Origin of the sequence: Tamlana sedimenti (assembly GCF_038148895.1) — a bacterium.
GTDB lineage: Bacteria > Bacteroidota > Bacteroidia > Flavobacteriales > Flavobacteriaceae > Tamlana.
In genome coordinates, this window is sequence record NZ_JBBVGQ010000005.1 from 185,883 (window position 1) to 201,312 (window position 15,430).

14 protein-coding genes are annotated in these 15,430 nt (G+C 35.7%); 4 read left to right on the top strand and 10 right to left on the bottom strand.

Annotated features, from left to right (window positions below; genetic code table 11):
* Positions 1–2: 2 nt before the first annotated feature.
* The 6 genes from WJN01_RS13250 to WJN01_RS13275 form a co-directional block, all read right to left on the bottom strand.
* A complete protein-coding gene (locus WJN01_RS13250) occupies positions 3–839 on the bottom strand; it encodes a DUF6268 family outer membrane beta-barrel protein (protein WP_445197639.1) in 837 nt (278 codons plus the stop codon).
* Positions 840–916: 77 nt separating this feature from the next.
* Positions 917–1,816 carry a mechanosensitive ion channel family protein gene (locus tag WJN01_RS13255; RefSeq protein WP_445197640.1) on the bottom strand — a complete coding sequence of 300 codons (900 nt, stop codon included), beginning with the start codon at positions 1,814–1,816 and terminating at the stop codon, positions 917–919.
* Position 1,817: 1 nt separating this feature from the next.
* The gene (locus WJN01_RS13260; protein ID WP_445197641.1) at positions 1,818–3,131 is read right to left on the bottom strand and encodes an ABC transporter permease; all 1,314 of its coding nucleotides are present in this window, start codon (positions 3,129–3,131) and stop codon (positions 1,818–1,820) included.
* Positions 3,132–3,136: 5 nt separating this feature from the next.
* Positions 3,137–4,063 (bottom strand): ABC transporter ATP-binding protein, encoded by a 927-nt coding sequence (locus WJN01_RS13265; protein ID WP_445197642.1) that lies wholly within the window; start codon positions 4,061–4,063, stop codon positions 3,137–3,139.
* 305 nt (positions 4,064–4,368) lie between these two features.
* The gene (gene dnaJ / locus WJN01_RS13270; protein WP_445197643.1) at positions 4,369–5,487 is read right to left on the bottom strand and encodes a molecular chaperone DnaJ; all 1,119 of its coding nucleotides are present in this window, start codon (positions 5,485–5,487) and stop codon (positions 4,369–4,371) included.
* Positions 5,488–5,534: 47 nt separating this feature from the next.
* Positions 5,535–6,089: a nucleotide exchange factor GrpE gene (locus WJN01_RS13275; RefSeq protein ID WP_445197644.1), complete on the bottom strand. Its 555-nt coding sequence runs from the start codon at positions 6,087–6,089 to the stop codon at positions 5,535–5,537.
* 149 nt (positions 6,090–6,238) lie between these two features.
* On the opposite strand from WJN01_RS13275, the gene WJN01_RS13280 reads away from it, so the two are divergent.
* Together WJN01_RS13280 and WJN01_RS13285 are read left to right on the top strand one after the other, a co-directional pair.
* Positions 6,239–6,895, top strand: a complete 657-nt coding sequence (locus WJN01_RS13280) for a YceI family protein (protein WP_445197645.1) — start codon at positions 6,239–6,241, stop codon at positions 6,893–6,895.
* Between the two features lie 187 nt (positions 6,896–7,082).
* A complete protein-coding gene (locus WJN01_RS13285; RefSeq protein WP_445197646.1) occupies positions 7,083–7,814 on the top strand; it encodes a phosphatase PAP2 family protein in 732 nt (243 codons plus the stop codon).
* A 69-nt stretch (positions 7,815–7,883) separates the two neighbouring features.
* Here WJN01_RS13285 and WJN01_RS13290 read toward each other — a convergent pair whose 3' ends face one another.
* Positions 7,884–8,816, bottom strand: coding sequence for a TIGR01777 family oxidoreductase (locus tag WJN01_RS13290; RefSeq protein ID WP_445197647.1), 933 nt, complete (start codon positions 8,814–8,816; stop codon positions 7,884–7,886).
* Positions 8,817–8,899: 83 nt separating this feature from the next.
* A complete protein-coding gene (gene mnmC2, locus WJN01_RS13295; RefSeq protein WP_445197648.1) occupies positions 8,900–9,607 on the bottom strand; it encodes a tRNA (5-methylaminomethyl-2-thiouridine)(34)-methyltransferase MnmC2 in 708 nt (235 codons plus the stop codon).
* Between the two features lie 104 nt (positions 9,608–9,711).
* Between mnmC2 and WJN01_RS13300 the strand changes: the two genes are divergently transcribed.
* Positions 9,712–10,779 (top strand): branched-chain amino acid aminotransferase, encoded by a 1,068-nt coding sequence (locus tag WJN01_RS13300; protein ID WP_445197649.1) that lies wholly within the window; start codon positions 9,712–9,714, stop codon positions 10,777–10,779.
* Positions 10,780–11,054: 275 nt separating this feature from the next.
* On the opposite strand, the gene WJN01_RS13305 is transcribed toward WJN01_RS13300, so the two are convergent.
* The gene (locus tag WJN01_RS13305) at positions 11,055–11,441 is read right to left on the bottom strand and encodes a pyrophosphohydrolase domain-containing protein (RefSeq protein ID WP_445197650.1); all 387 of its coding nucleotides are present in this window, start codon (positions 11,439–11,441) and stop codon (positions 11,055–11,057) included.
* Between the two features lie 410 nt (positions 11,442–11,851).
* Between WJN01_RS13305 and WJN01_RS13310 the strand changes: the two genes are divergently transcribed.
* Positions 11,852–12,946, top strand: a complete 1,095-nt coding sequence (locus WJN01_RS13310) for a hypothetical protein (protein WP_445197651.1) — start codon at positions 11,852–11,854, stop codon at positions 12,944–12,946.
* Between the two features lie 386 nt (positions 12,947–13,332).
* Here the strand turns inward: WJN01_RS13310 and WJN01_RS13315 are convergent, their stop codons facing one another.
* Positions 13,333–15,372, bottom strand: coding sequence for a dipeptidyl-peptidase 3 family protein (locus tag WJN01_RS13315; protein WP_445197652.1), 2,040 nt, complete (start codon positions 15,370–15,372; stop codon positions 13,333–13,335).
* Positions 15,373–15,430 lie beyond the last annotated feature (58 nt).

Here is a 15,430-nt window from a genome sequence, read left to right on the forward strand (position 1 = left end):
AGTTATATTTTAAATTTAAGTCCCGTTCTTAAATAAAACGCATTCACGTCGTCTAATTTAAAAATTTCATTACGATCTTTATTTCTTAAAACGTTGTTTAGCCTAAACGTATAACCAGAATATAAATAGGCTACTAAATGTTTGGTAAAGCAATATTCATACCCAAATCCTGCGACCGCTACAGAAAGTGAAATATGGTCTACATTTTGACCATTTATTATTATAGGTTCTTGCAGATGGGCCAAATAACCATCTAACGCTATAAAGGTCTGAACATTATTTTTTTCATTAAAGGTATATTTTAAATTCGATTTTGGTACACCGGCATTAAAACTCCAGTTTTCATTTATCTTTCTAAAATAGCTCACAAAAGGCAATGGGAACGGCACGCCCGTTGTGGCATTATATGTTAGACCCAATACTAAACGGTGTGGCTTATTCACATGTTCATCTTCAGTTCTGTCTGTAATAAAGAACATTCCGCCATTCATAAAATAATCATCTGAATTTAACTGAGACGTGAGTGTGGATGCTATTCTTGGATTAAATTTTACACCAAATCTCCATTTTTCATTCCATTTAAACGTATAACCCAAGCTTAAATCTATAACATGAATCTTATCCAAACTAGAAGTATCAAAAGGATATTGATCTTCTAAATTCAGCAAAATACGGTTGTACTCGCCACCAACAACAAGGTAAGCATCCTTTTTAACCTTAATGGGATAATTTAAAATGGCACGAAGTCGTGTGTATTGGTCTTCAGAGTTGCTTTTTGGAATAAAGGAATACTCCAATCGGGCCAAATCGGTGAGTTGCGCTTGAGCAAATTGGCACATGAAAACAATGCATACCCATAGGCCAAAAAACCTCTTTTTCTTTATGACACAACGTTCTTTGATAAGCTTTTTAAAGTTTATTTTTGAATAATATGAATATCTCTCTGTGGGAATGGAATGGTTACATTGTTCTCCCTAAATAACCTGTCAATTTCAAACCTAATATCGCTTTTAGGAAATTGAGCTTTAAAACTGTCATTTAAAGTAAAGGCAATTTTAAAATTTAGTGAACTATCACCAAAATCCATAAAAACCACGGTTGGTTCCGGCTCACTTAGTACATTGGGGTGTGTGCTCGCCGCTTGAATCAATAACCTTTTAACCAATTGAACGTCGCTTCCGTAGGCAACACCAACCTCAACGCTTTCTCGAGTTGTTGTGCCGTTTTGAGTCCAGTTGTACAAACTATTTTCCAAGTATAAATGATTTGGTATAACAAGCACTTTATTATCAATAGTCACCGCCCTTGTGGTTCTCAACTTAATTTCCTCAACGCGTCCAACTTTACCATCTATTTCAATAATATCGCCCACGTGAACTGTTTGGTCTATCAATATAAAAATACCGGATATTATATCTTGAAATAAGGTTTGAAGTGCCAAACCAATACCAATCAATAAGGCCGCTGATGCTGCAAAAATAGCCGTAACATTAAACCCAATGGCATCGAGAACAATGAGCATAACGACTAAGTAAATGATCCACCGCGCAAAAGAAAAAACAGTATTGAATTTTACCTTATCGTCTTTGGGCATATTTTTGGTAATCAGCTTCTTTATCCAGCGCAAAAGATAGGTAGTGACAATCATCACCAGAGCGACCAGTAAAATATATTTTACCTTGAGCACAATATGGTGTGCATCATCACTTGTTCCGTATGTAAAGTCAATAATTTTGAATTCTAAAAACTCACCCAATTTTTCCCAAATGGAACTTTCTTTGATGGTATCTTCTATTTTTTCCAAATCCTGAATCATATTAATACTTTATCCATTTAATAATTTCTTTGTAGCTCGGCTTTTTTCCATACATTAAAATACCAACTCTATAAATTTTTGCAGCAAACCAAACCGTGAACATGAACGAAGCAATCAAAATCAACAACGATAACAATTGCTGCCACAACGGCACGCCAAAAGGAATGCGCATTAGCATAACTACTGGCGATGTTAATGGTATAAACGAAAAAATGGTTGATATCGTACCATGGGGATCTTCAATAACTGTAAAGATACCGATATAAACAGCTAAAATTAACGGCATTATTATGGGCATCATAAATTGTTGCGTATCGGTTTCGCTATCTACTGCAGCTCCAATGGCCACATATAGTGAACTATATAGAAGATAACCACTAATAAAAAACAATATAAACGCAAAAATAATATTCATCAGCGGTAAATTGGTAAGTGCCTTTTTAAACGATTCGAAATAAAAAGTAAAATCTGGATTTTGAGCAGCCATTTCCATAATCTCTTGCTGTGGCATTGGGGATTCGGCAAAACTTATTCCTAAAACCAGGGATACTATGGTCATCAACAGACCACCAAAAACCAACCAAATGGCAAATTGGGTAATACCCGCCAAAGAGGTGCCAATAATTTTGCCAAGCATTAATTGCACAGGCTTTACAGACGAAATTATAACTTCTATGATACGACTGGTTTTTTCCTCAATAACGCTACGCATAATCATATTGCCATAAATTATAATGAACATGAAAAGCAAATAACCAATCGCTATACCAAAAATGAGCTTGACCAAACTATCTGTCTTTGATGTTTTTTCCCCCTCAAAACTCTCCTGAAAAACTTCTACGTGTGCTCTAGAGGCTTCAATCATATCGACATTAACCCCATTGTTTTGCATATTTAAATGGGTAAGTTCATTTTCTATTTTACGCTCTATATCTGATATTACGGTTAATGAAGGCACATCTTCTGAATAGAACATGATATGTTTTGAAACGTCTTCAACCGAATCAAAACCTTCAACATACAATAAGCCATATGCTTCTGACTCTTTTGATAAGGTCTTGGCGTCTTGTAAATCCATACTTGGCAGTATATTATAGGTTGTATGGTCCGTGCTTTTAAAAATTTCGCCGACCAACCCAGATTCATCCAATATATTGATTGTACGAACTTTTTCGTTATTCAATTGCGACAAATAAGCAACAATAGAGATTAGGGCTATCATTATAATCGGACTCAAAATAGTCATGACTATAAACGATTTGTTTCTAACCTTTGTTAAATATTCCCGTTTTATGATAAGTGGTAAGTGGTTCATAAAAATTAATTATTCTTAACTGTTTGAATAAAAATATCGTTTACACTTGGGATAAGTTCAATAAAATGGGAAACCTCTCCTTTTGAAGTTAGGTAGCTCAACAAATCGTTTGGCGTTTCATTTTGTTGAAGTTTGATATTCAACTTTAATTCATCCTCCAAAGTTTTGAATTTTGCCTCTGAAACCGTGAATTTTTGTTCCAATTCCTTTTTTAATGAAACTTTGTCATTAGCCCTGATACCCACCTCAAAGGTGTTTATTTTGTATTGCCTTTTTACATCGGCTAATTTACCATCCAATATTTTATTCGATTTATTGATTAGGGCGATATCATCACATAATTCTTCAACCGATTCCATTCTATGTGTTGAAAAAATAACTGTGGCACCTTCATCCCGTAATCGTAAAATTTCATCTTTAATTAGGTTGGCATTTATGGGGTCAAACCCTGAAAAAGGCTCGTCAAAAATCAATAATTTGGGTTGGTGCAGCACGGTAACCACAAATTGTATTTTTTGCGCCATTCCTTTTGATAGCTCTTGGATTTTCTTGTTCCACCAATCGCCAATCTCCAATCGTTCAAACCAATATTTGAGCCTTGTTTTGGCTTCAGCTTTACTCAATCCTTTTAATTGTGCCAAATATAAAGCCTGCTCCCCAACCTTCATGGATTTGTATAAGCCGCGTTCTTCTGGTAAGTAACCAATATCTTTAATATGGTGTTCCTTTAATGGTTCACCATCTAAATGCACATATCCAGAATCTGGAATTGTAATTTGGTTAATAATACGTATCAGCGTTGTTTTTCCCGCCCCATTAGGTCCCAATAAACCAAAAATACTTCCTTTAGGAACCGAAATTGAAACGTTGTTTAGTGCTGTAAAATCTCCAAATTTCTTTGAAACTTTATTAACTTCCAGTAAGTTACTCATTTATACTTTTTTATTGACAAGTGGCTGGTAAAGATATTAAATGTAAGATGAGAAGTTCAAAGGAATTTAGCTAAATAACCCTTAAAATTTAAAAATGGACTTCCCTAAAAACAAAACCCACCCTTAATAAAATTAAGGATGGGAAAAAAATTGCTATGAAAAAGAAAAATTACCACTAAAGTTAATTAGTGATAGTCAAATATAGTTTTTTTTTCAATACCAAGAGCAAAACTATCGGATATCTTGCAATTTTAAACAAAAAAAATCCGCTATTATAGCAGATTTTTCTTGTTAATTAACATATGTTATGAAAACATATCTTTCACCTTTTCGAAGAAAGATTTGTCAGTACTTTCAGGTTTTGGCGAAAAATGGTCATCTTCTTGCATTGCCTCAAAAAACTCTTTTTGTTGCTTACTCAATGTTTTTGGTGTCCATACATTTACGTGCACCAAAAGATCTCCTTTTCCGTAGCCATTAATACTTGGAATTCCTTTTCCGCGCAAGCGTAAAATTTTTCCTGATTGCACGCCAGCTTCAACTTTTATGCGCACTTTGCCAGAAACGGTATCTATTTCCTTTGAGGTTCCTAAAACAGCTTCCGGAAAACTTACATACAAATCATAATGTAAGTTATCGCCTTCTCGCTGTAATTTTTCGTGTTGCTCTTCTTCAATAAGCACGATTAAATCACCCGAAATACCATTACCTGGCGCTTCATTTCCTTTGCCGGAAACTTTTAGCTGCATACCATCAACAACCCCAGCAGGTATTTTTATGGAAACCGTTTCTTCAGAAACTTTAAGTCCTTGGGCATCTGCACCGCTACCAACCTTATTTATAACTTCTCCTGCCCCACCGCATACATTACATGGTGCTGAAGTTTGCATTCTTCCTAAAATGGTGTTAGCAATTCGGGTAACCTGACCCGTACCATTACATGTAGAACAGGTTTTATAGGTTGTACCTGGTGCTTGAACTTTGCGCTTTACTTTTATTTTTTTCTCAACGCCATTGGCTATTTCCTCTAAGGTGAGTTTTACACGGATTCGTAAATTACTTCCTTTAACACGGCGTTGGCCTCCGCCACCACCAAAACCAGAGAAACCTCCACCGCCAAAAGCACCACCAAAAATATCACCGAACTGGCTGAATATATCATCCATATTCATACCACCGCCGCCAAAGCCTCCGCCATTTTCAAAGGCTTGGTGACCAAACTGATCATAACGGGCTTTTTTATCTGCATTGCTGAGTACCTCGTAGGCCTCGGCTGCTTCCTTAAATTTTGTTTCGGCTTCTTTATCGTCAGGATTCTTATCAGGATGAAACTCTATAGCCTTCTTGCGGTATGCTTTTTTAATTTCTGCAGCGCTCGCACCTTTGCTAATACCCAATACTTCGTAATAATCTCTTTTAGCCATATTCCTATTTTAGCTTCTTTTCTTGTTAAAGAATTCTTTCTTTATTCCTATTGTCCGATGACCACTTTTGGAAAACGAATTATTTTTTCCCCCAAAGTATATCCCTTTTCAACAATGTCAATAATCTTACCTTTTAAATCATTGCTAGGTGCAGGTATTTGCGTTATGGCCTCGTGGTTATCGGCATTAAAAGCATCGCCCTTTTTAACCTTCATAGCTTTTAGGCCTTTTTGCTCTAGGGTATTCACCAATTTTTGATAAATTAAAAGCACACCTTTGCGTAATTCTTCGGCTTCTTTATCTTCCTCGATGTGCGTTAATGCACGTTCAAAATCATCCAAAACCGGCAATAAGGTTTTCATCACATCTTCACTCGCGGTTGAAAACAATTCAATACGCTCTTTTGCCGTACGTCTTTTATAGTTTTCAAATTCGGCAAACAAACGTAAAAACTTATCTTTTTCTTGTTTTAATTCAACTTGAAGTTTTTCTTCAACAGCTTGTTCCTCAACAACTTGTTCTTCTACGCCAACAGCTTCGCTTTGTACATCGGCATTAGGTTGGCTATTTTCTATATCGTTAGCTTTATCTTTTTTGCTCATTGCTTATCTTATTTTAAACAAATACTAAAATGAGTTGGCAAAAGTACTGCCATTATTGTAAAAATGCCATAATGTCACTAAAATAATTTTAGTTTTTTCTTAACATTTGTTTATGTAGTTTTATGAAAATAACATAAAAACCATTTACTATGAAAACGAAATTTGCAACACTATTATTTATTACCGTCTTTGCAACGTTATTTATTAGCTGCAAGGACAAGGCTAAGGAGGCCAAAACTACCGCCGCTGAAACACCCGAAATCACAGAAGAAATTACCGAAAGCTATAAAGCTAATTTAGAGGCTTCAACTATTGACTGGAAAGGCTTTAAACCAACTGGAGAACATTTTGGGACCATTGATTTGGAGCGTGGTTCATTTGAAGTAGCCGATGGAAAAATTGTTGGCGGCTCTTTTGTTATCGACATGCATTCCATTACTGTGAAGGATTTGCCAGCAGATGACAACAAAAACGCGAAGCTTGCCGGACACTTAAAAAGTCCAGACTTTTTTGATGTAGACACCCACCCGAACGCTGCTTTTACTATTACCGGATTAGAAGAAGTTGATGGCAAGACGATGCTTTCTGGAAATTTATCATTAAAAGATACTAAAAACAACGTAACATTCCCTGTTTCAATTTCACATGAAGGTGAACAATTGGTACTTGAAAGTGAAACTTTTACGATTGATCGCTCTAAATGGAATGTAAAATATGGCTCTAAATCGTTTTTTGATAATCTTGGCGATAAATTTATAAATGATGATATTGAGTTGAAAATTATGGTTAAAGCTGCGAAGTCTTAATCGATGAACTTCAAAAATCTAAAACTCACCTTGATTATTTAGGGTGAGTTTTTTATTTCTTATTGTTACGATGAATTCCATTTGCAATTGAAAAAGTTCACTTAACCCAAAAATTATTTCAACATTAAAAAACAATGCTACCTTTGTCTTGACAACAACTAAAAAGACGATAAAAAAAATAAGTTTAGTGATTTTCGTGTCACTACTTAACGTTAACCTCTTTGGACAAAAACTAAAGAATGATTCTCTTCCTGCTACGAAAATCAACAAGTTTAATTATAAAGCTCTAATCATTCCATCTGCATTAATTACCTATGGATTAATTGGAATAGAAAGTGACGGCTTAAAATTATTGAACGCTGAAATCAAAGAAGAAATTAATGAGCACATTGATGAAAAATTCACCATAGATGATATTTCTCAATACACTCCATTTTTGTCTGTTTATGCCCTAAATGCATTCGGTGTTAAAGGCAAACACAATTTTAAAGACCGAACCATTATTTTAGGAACAGCCTATTTAATTATGGCAACCTCAGTTCATTTTGCAAAGAGCTCAGGTAACGTGCTTAGGCCAGATGCATCTACCAATAATTCATTCCCCTCTGGCCACACGGCTACAGCATTTATGGGCGCTGAATTTTTACTACAGGAATATAAAGACACCTCAGTTTGGTACGGCATTTCTGGGTATTTGGTTGCCTCAGGAACTGGCTTTTTTAGAATGTATAATAACAGGCATTGGCTTACCGATATTGCAGCAGGTGCGGGCATTGGAATATTGAGCACCAAAATTGCTTATTGGACATATCCGTTTTTGAAGCGAACTATTTTTAAAGACAGAAAAAACACAAACGGAATAGTTATGCCGTTTTATGATGGAAAAGACTATGGTCTGGGTATATCTATGAGCTTTTAAAAAATATTTTCTTTAGTCAATTTCTACTCAGTTTTGTCTCTGAAAATTATACTTCAAAAGCATTTAACTCTAATGCCTATAGACCTTCGTAAATCTTAAATTTAACAAATCCCTTAAAGCTGGTTCCAAATAATTAAACTTAAAGTCAAAACCTTTGTCCTGTATTTTTTTGGAGCTTACTCGTTGACTTTCAAACAACAAAATATGCATCTCTCCCAAAATAAGCTTCATAAATAACTTAGGGATGTTGGGCAAAACCAATGGTTTTTTTAAAACTCCCGCAACTGTTTTGGTCAACTCTGTATTGCTCACTGGGTTTGGTGCCACACCATTATAAACACCGGTTAATTGATGCTGTAAAACATACAAAAAGATATTGGCCAAATCAGTTATGTGTATCCATGATTGCCACTGTTTGCCACTACCAAAAGCCGCCCCAAGACCATATTTAATTGGTTTTACCAACTCCACCAAAGCACCTCCTTTATTTGAAAGCACCAAACCAATTCTAATTTTGGCAACACTAACGCCAACTTCGGCAAACCCGTCAACAACGGCTTCCCATACCTTAACAACCTGTCCCAAAAAAGAATCACTAATTTGGTTGAACGATTGGTCGTAATAATTGGTCAAGGAATCAGGATAAATACCAATGGCACTAGCTGAAACAACCTGTTTTATCTGGTGATTTTCCCCTTTTAAATTGTCAATTAAAAGTTGTGTGGATTCTGTTCTACTGTTTAAAATTTCCTTTTTATATGATGGCGTCCATCGTTTTGAAACGGAAGCTCCCGCCAAATGAATTATGGCATCTACGCCTTTAAAACAGGCCGTGTCAATTTCCTTTTTACCAGGATTCCAGTAAAACCCTTGGTAGTTTTCGGTGTTTTCAATTTTGGATTTGCTTGTGGTGAGATAGTTTACCTTAATCTCATTTTCGTGGCAAAGCTTTACAATTTCCTTTCCAATCAATCCCGTAGCCCCTGTAATTAAAACGCGCATGCTCTTTTTTTATAAAGTTACAAAACACAAAGGCTCGCTTTTAAGATTTATGCTAGGTTTAACAATTCTGTCTCACGTAACATTTAACTCATTACTTTCGTTGAATGCTTTGTTGCCCTCAGCATTTCCCTTTTTCCAGGAGGGCCAGGTAGTTTTTCAACTAAAAAGCCAACGCTTTGCATGGCACGTCGCACACTGCCTTTAGCCGAATAGGTTACCAAAATGCCATTTGGTTTTAATGCCTTAAACATTATTTGAAAAATATCCTCCGTCCATAATTCGGGTTGAACACGAGCGCCAAAAGCATCAAAATAGATTAAATTAAAAGCTTGCTCGTCTTTTATTTTAGAAAAAAGCTGCTTCCGCTTTGTCAACTTAAAATTATCAGTAATGGCATAGCTTTCTTCCCAACTTACATTATGAAGTTTTTTAAAAATTGAATTCCTGTTAGCCTCATCCAATGCCATAGCATAATTCAATTGTTTAATTTCTTCTAGAGAGACCGGGTACGCTTCAACGCCAACATAATTGACTTTTTGATTTATTTTTTCAGCTTCCAAAAGGGTGATAAAAGCATTTAAACCTGTGCCAAAACCTATTTCTAGAATTGATATTTTTGAGCCATCTGTGTTTCGAATGTCTTCAACATGACACGAATGATGCAAACCATGCTTTATGAACACATGGTAAGCCTCTTGAATGGCACCATGTTTTGAATGGTATTGCTCGTTCCATTCTGGTATGTGAATTGTGGCCGAACCATCGGCGGTAATTATGATTTCTCTTTTCAATTCAATTTATCCTGTTAATATTTGAATTTTAAACGATTTAATGTAAATATACCGCTTTTTTAAAAACGTTTTTCTTTAAATTTGTTGCTTAAAATATCCGGACTATGAATACGATAATCAATGATATAGAAGTTATAAAAACAAAAGCTTCTAAAATCAAGGAGGTAGATTTTGACAATTTAAAATTTGGAAGCGTTTTTTCCGATCACATGCTGGTATGTGATTATAAAGATGGCAAATGGCAGGCACCAAAAGTTGAGCCTTATCAACCCATTACGCTAGACCCATCGGCCAAGATTTTCCACTACGGACAATCTGTTTTTGAAGGAATGAAAGCTTATAAGGATGCTGATGAAAACGTCTGGTTATTTCGTCCGTTGGAAAACTTTAAACGTTTGAATATTTCATCAAAACGATTGGCTATTCCGGAATTGCCCGAAAGCTATTTTATGGATGGGCTGAAAACCCTTTTGGAAGTTGATAAAGATTGGATTCCTAAAAAAGAAGGCAGCTCTTTATATATTCGTCCGTTTGTTTTTGCCTCTGGAAAAGGATTTCATGCCTCACCAGCTGATGAATATAAATTCATTATTTGTACGGCGCCGTCTGGAGCTTATTTTGCGGGTGAAGTTCGCGTTTTAATTGAAGAAAAATATTCCCGTTCTGCCAATGGTGGCGTAGGTTTCGCTAAAGCTGGAGGTAATTACGCTGGGCAGTTTTACCCAACGCAATTGGCAGTTGAAAAAGGTTACCAACAAGTTATTTGGACGGATGACACCAATCATGAATTTATTGAAGAAGCAGGTGCCATGAACATTTTTGTTCGTATTAACGACACGTTAATTACAGCGCCAACCAGTGATAGAATCCTTGATGGTATTACTAGAAAAAGTATTATTGAACTGGCCACAACAGAGAACATTCCTGTTGAGGTTAGAAAGATTTCTGTTAGTGAGGTTGTTGAAGCTGCTGAAAATGGTACACTTAAAGAAATGTTTGGAGCAGGCACTGCTGCAGTTATTTCACCAATTTCTGGTTTTGGCTACAAAGACAAAGATTACGAGTTACCAAAACTTAACGACACCTATGCTAGTTATTTAAAAAAGCGCATAACAGACATACAAACTAATAAAGTTCAAGATCCATTTGGTTGGCGAATGGAAGTGAAATAGAAATCCCATCCTAACCTTCCCAAAGGGAAGGAAAATGAACATACAGAAAAAGCAACCTAGCTTAGGTTGCTTTTTAATTTTTTAAGCTTTAAAATATCACACAGGGTAGAGCTGGAATGCAGGCCAGTTATTAGTACCAAATAAGATGCTATGCTGAAGGAAGTTCCGACTAACGTCATTACGAGGAAAGAATGACCAAAGCAATCTCATGATTAAAGCTAAAATTAAACAGATTGCCACGTCATTCGTACCTCATTCCTAGCAATGACAACTTCTTATTTTTCCAAAACAGATTGGATATTGGGTTTAAAATAGTTTGGGCCCTTCAGCACTTTGCCATCTTCGCGGTAAATGGGCTGGCCATTCTCACCTAATTTGCTCATGTTGCTCCGTTGAATTTCTTCAAACACTTCTTCAATTTTGTGCTGCAAACCATGTTCAATGATTGTACCACACAATATGTAAAGCATATCGCCAAGCGCATCGGCCACTTCAACCAAATCGTTGTTATTGGCCGCTTCAAGATACTCTTCATTTTCCTCGCGCATAAGTTTATAACGCAATAAATTTTTGGCCAAACCAAGATCAGCTTGTGGTGTTTCCTTATGCCCTAATTTAAATGCTTTATGAAATGCCTTAACGGCCTCTATTTTATTTTGCATAAATAATCTATATTTGTTTGCGCATAAAATTAACCATATGTTCAGTAAAGGTCAAATCATTTTTGGGGTTTTATTTTTTATAGTGTTCGCTATTATTATTGCTTATACGTACCGCAAAGATTTAAAACTTCACAAACGATTTTATGCCGGAAGCATATGGATACTTATAGCCTTTATAGCCTTTATTTTGTTTATTTCGGCTATTAAATATTTCTTTAAGTAAGCTAATTGCTTTCCAAAAGATTAAAACTTATCGGTAATTATTTTCTAATTTCATGGTTTAGGTATTTTGTCGATACCCATTAACAGTTAGGCGAAAGACAGAATAAAAACTCAGGTAAATATTTTTTTACAAACTTCTTTGTTGTATGTTTAAAAAAACTATTAACAAACAATTCAAAACCAATTTTATGAAGATTTTAAAAATCACTTTATCTCTTGCCTTAATCTCTTTTTTAACCTTTTCGTGCAGCAAAAGTGACAACGACAATGGAGGCCCGGAACCAGATGACCAATTGGCCCAGGAGCAAAATGCCACCGAAGATAGGAATATACCAATCGCCGAACTTAGTGCGGGTGTTTCAATTTCTGGAGCCACTGTAAAGGCAGGGTTGCCACCAGCACCAAACGGAAATGTAAATTTACAAATTAGCACTAAAAACCAAGAGGCTTTCCAAGACGCTGGTTTTACAGCAAATTTTTCATCTACAGATGTTATAGCTGGTGCTTATGTTGTATTTAAAGATGTTGATGGCGTAAAAGCCGATAGTTATTTTGACGTACCAGTTTCTGAACTATACGCTGCGAAACCATCAAAACAAAGCTCAAAAAAAGGATCCCAAGCAATTAGCTCAAATAAATCTGCCAAGGCTTTAACTGGTGATGAATACGAACTGGATGTTGACCTTAGCAATATAGAACCCGGCAACTTCTGCTACGAAATTTGTCTTTATGATGCCAATAGCAACATAAGTGTCATCCAAACCATTTGTGTAACTATTGAGGCATGGGGCGGAAATGCATCAATTGTTGGTGAATGGGTTTTTGATAGAGCCGTGCCAGCAGATTTTGATGACTACCAAGAAACTATCCAGTGCACAAATGGGCAAAGTATTACGGTGGATTATGATAATAACATTAGTGAAGACTGGGTATTTGTTTTAAGTGCTGATGGCAGCTATTATGAAATATACAATGAAGAATATCAATACTTAGATTATACTGCCACGGTAGAAACATGTTCTGCAGTTTACGGAGATACCGAAATAAGCAATGATAAGTATAGCGGAAAATGGGCATATAATGAAGATGATGAAACCTTAACTGTTATTGATTTTAAATATGAAGACCTTTTAGACCCAACAATCGTTGAAGTATATGAAGATGGTGAATTGTATTTTGAAGGTGTTAGTGCTGAGGTCGTTTCAAATGAATTGGTTTTATCTGAGACTTATTCAGAAAACGGTCAACAGTTTTCAATAACAATTTATTTCAAAAGGAAATAAATACTATTCAACTAAGCACAAAAAACCTCCCTTGCAGGAGGTTTTTTGTGTTTTTATTCATCGACTTTATCTATAGAGGCTTAAAATTTCCTTCCCTAAAAGTCCAAGTCTGATAAAAAAAGAAAGCCATTGTTTAATAATTTAAAATTAGTATTTTGCTCTCGAAAAAATTGCTTTTAGATACTAAAAAAATAAATTCTATTTTTTTACGCAACCTTTTAAAAAAGTTTGCATCTATTTAGTACTAAACCAAACTAAAGATGAAAATACTATTAATTCTCAGCGTTCTTATTGTTATTAATATTATACTTTTAGTTTTTAGTGTAAACAAAAAAACAGAACCTTAATCAAGATTCTGTCTTCTTAAATTTCATTTATTTAAATTATCAATTCACATCGGGCAAAAAGTTATATTGCTCACTGTAATTCAGCATCTGTCCTGCAAACGTTTTTGGCTGTGTTACTTTAATTGAAACAATCTCGCCAGAATCGTCTTTCTCAGCCACTAAAACAGGGTTAACATAACCTGTATAAGGTGCCGATTTATATTGCTTGTTGCGCTCCAGAACCTCAGCATGAATAGTCTGATCTACTTTAACACCATAACCTTCAACCAAAGCTTCAACAGCCGCATAATCGCCTTCAGATTTTATACGTTGGGCTTCGCGTAAAAGCTGTCCAAATAAATCTCTTAACTTGGCGTAGTCATTAATATTATAATAGGTTTTACCATCTTTGGTCACTTTTTCGATTACATTGTCCTTTTGTCCTTTTTCAAATACCCAAGCCGAAATCCATTGTCTGTTGCGCATATGTGCTTCTTCAACATCATCACCTAAATTGAGACGAACCAATTGAACCAATAGCCCGTTACGGATATAAGCATCATACGAAGCTCGCCCAACGGCCTCCCAATCATCAACCAAACCTAATTCTTGTAACTTAGGATGGTACATATAATAAAGCGCCACCAAATCCGCACGGCCTTCTTCTAAAGTTGAAGCATAGTTTTTAAGTGTTTCTTTGGTTTCTGGTACACCAGGATTTAATTGACCCGAAGCATGCCCAATGACCTCGTGCAAGGCTGTTTCCAATTTATCAGCCAACTCACCGTACTGTTTATGGTTTTTCAATTCTTCCTCATCGTGAACAAATTCTTTTGTGCGTCCAGCACTACTGGCTTTGTTTGAAGCATTAATAATGTTTCCAAGCGACACAGATTTGCTACCCACAGCAGCACGAATCCAACTGGAATTTGGCAAGTTCACCCCAATAGGTGTACTTGGTGAGGCATCTCCAACTTCACCTGCTACATTTACCACTTTATAGGTAACTCCAACTACATTAGCTTTTTTATGTGCCTCCATTAGGGTAGAATTATCTTCAAACCATTGAGCGTTATCTGATAGCACCTTCATTTTTTGCGACATATCAAAATCGTTGATTTGCACAATCATTTCATAAGACCCTGTATAACCAAGAGGGTCATTGTACACCTCAACAAATCCATTTATATAATCCACATTTCCTTCAGTGGCATTTGTCCAAGCCACGTTGTAATCATCCCAAGTTTGCAAATCGCCAGTTTTGTAATAATCAATCAATAAACCTAATGCATTGGCTTGCGCTTCATTTTCAGCAACACCTTTCGCCAGTTCCAACCACTTTATAATCTCATCAATAGCCTCTCCGTAAAGGCCACCAGATTTATAAACACGCTCTTTAACTTCGCCATTTTCCTTAACCAATTGAGAGTTTATTCCGAAGGCCAGTGGTTTTTCTGGGTTAGGCGATATTTTGGTTTTATAATAATTTGCCACATCTTCATTGGTAACATCAGGACCATAAAAATTCACGGCAGAAAGTGATGCGTTGTCAATCCCTTTACCTTGATTTACCTTTTTGGCATCAACCTCATTGAAAAGGATTTCAAAAATATCTGAATCCAAATCCGTATTGGTTTCGGTGAGCAACATTTTTAAATAATCGGCAGAAAACTCAGGTTTTAACTTATCATTGGAGTAATGATGATGAATACCATTGCTAAACCATACACGTTTCAAATAGATTTCAAAAGCCTTCCAATCTTCTGAAGATTTATCGCCAGAATAATTAACATACACATGCTCAAGCTCCTTTCTTATTTTGAGATTGTGCTTGTAGTTTTGGTCCCACATAATGTCCCTTCCGGCCAGACCTGCTTGAATTAAATAATACACCAATTTTTGCTCTTTTAAAGTCAGCATGTCCCACCCCGGAACTTCGTACCTTAGCACTTTAACATCAGCAAACTGTTCTACAAAAAAATCAAATTCTGCTGTTTCATTGTCGGCCATGACGTCCTCACTTTTTTTGGAATTTTCATTGCCACATGAAAACAAAATAGTGAAAACCAGTACTAAATTTAAGATTGATTTAAGGTTCATTTTTTGAAATTTTTTATTTTAATATTGTTAAAAAAGTCAACTGAATTTCCATTTTAAT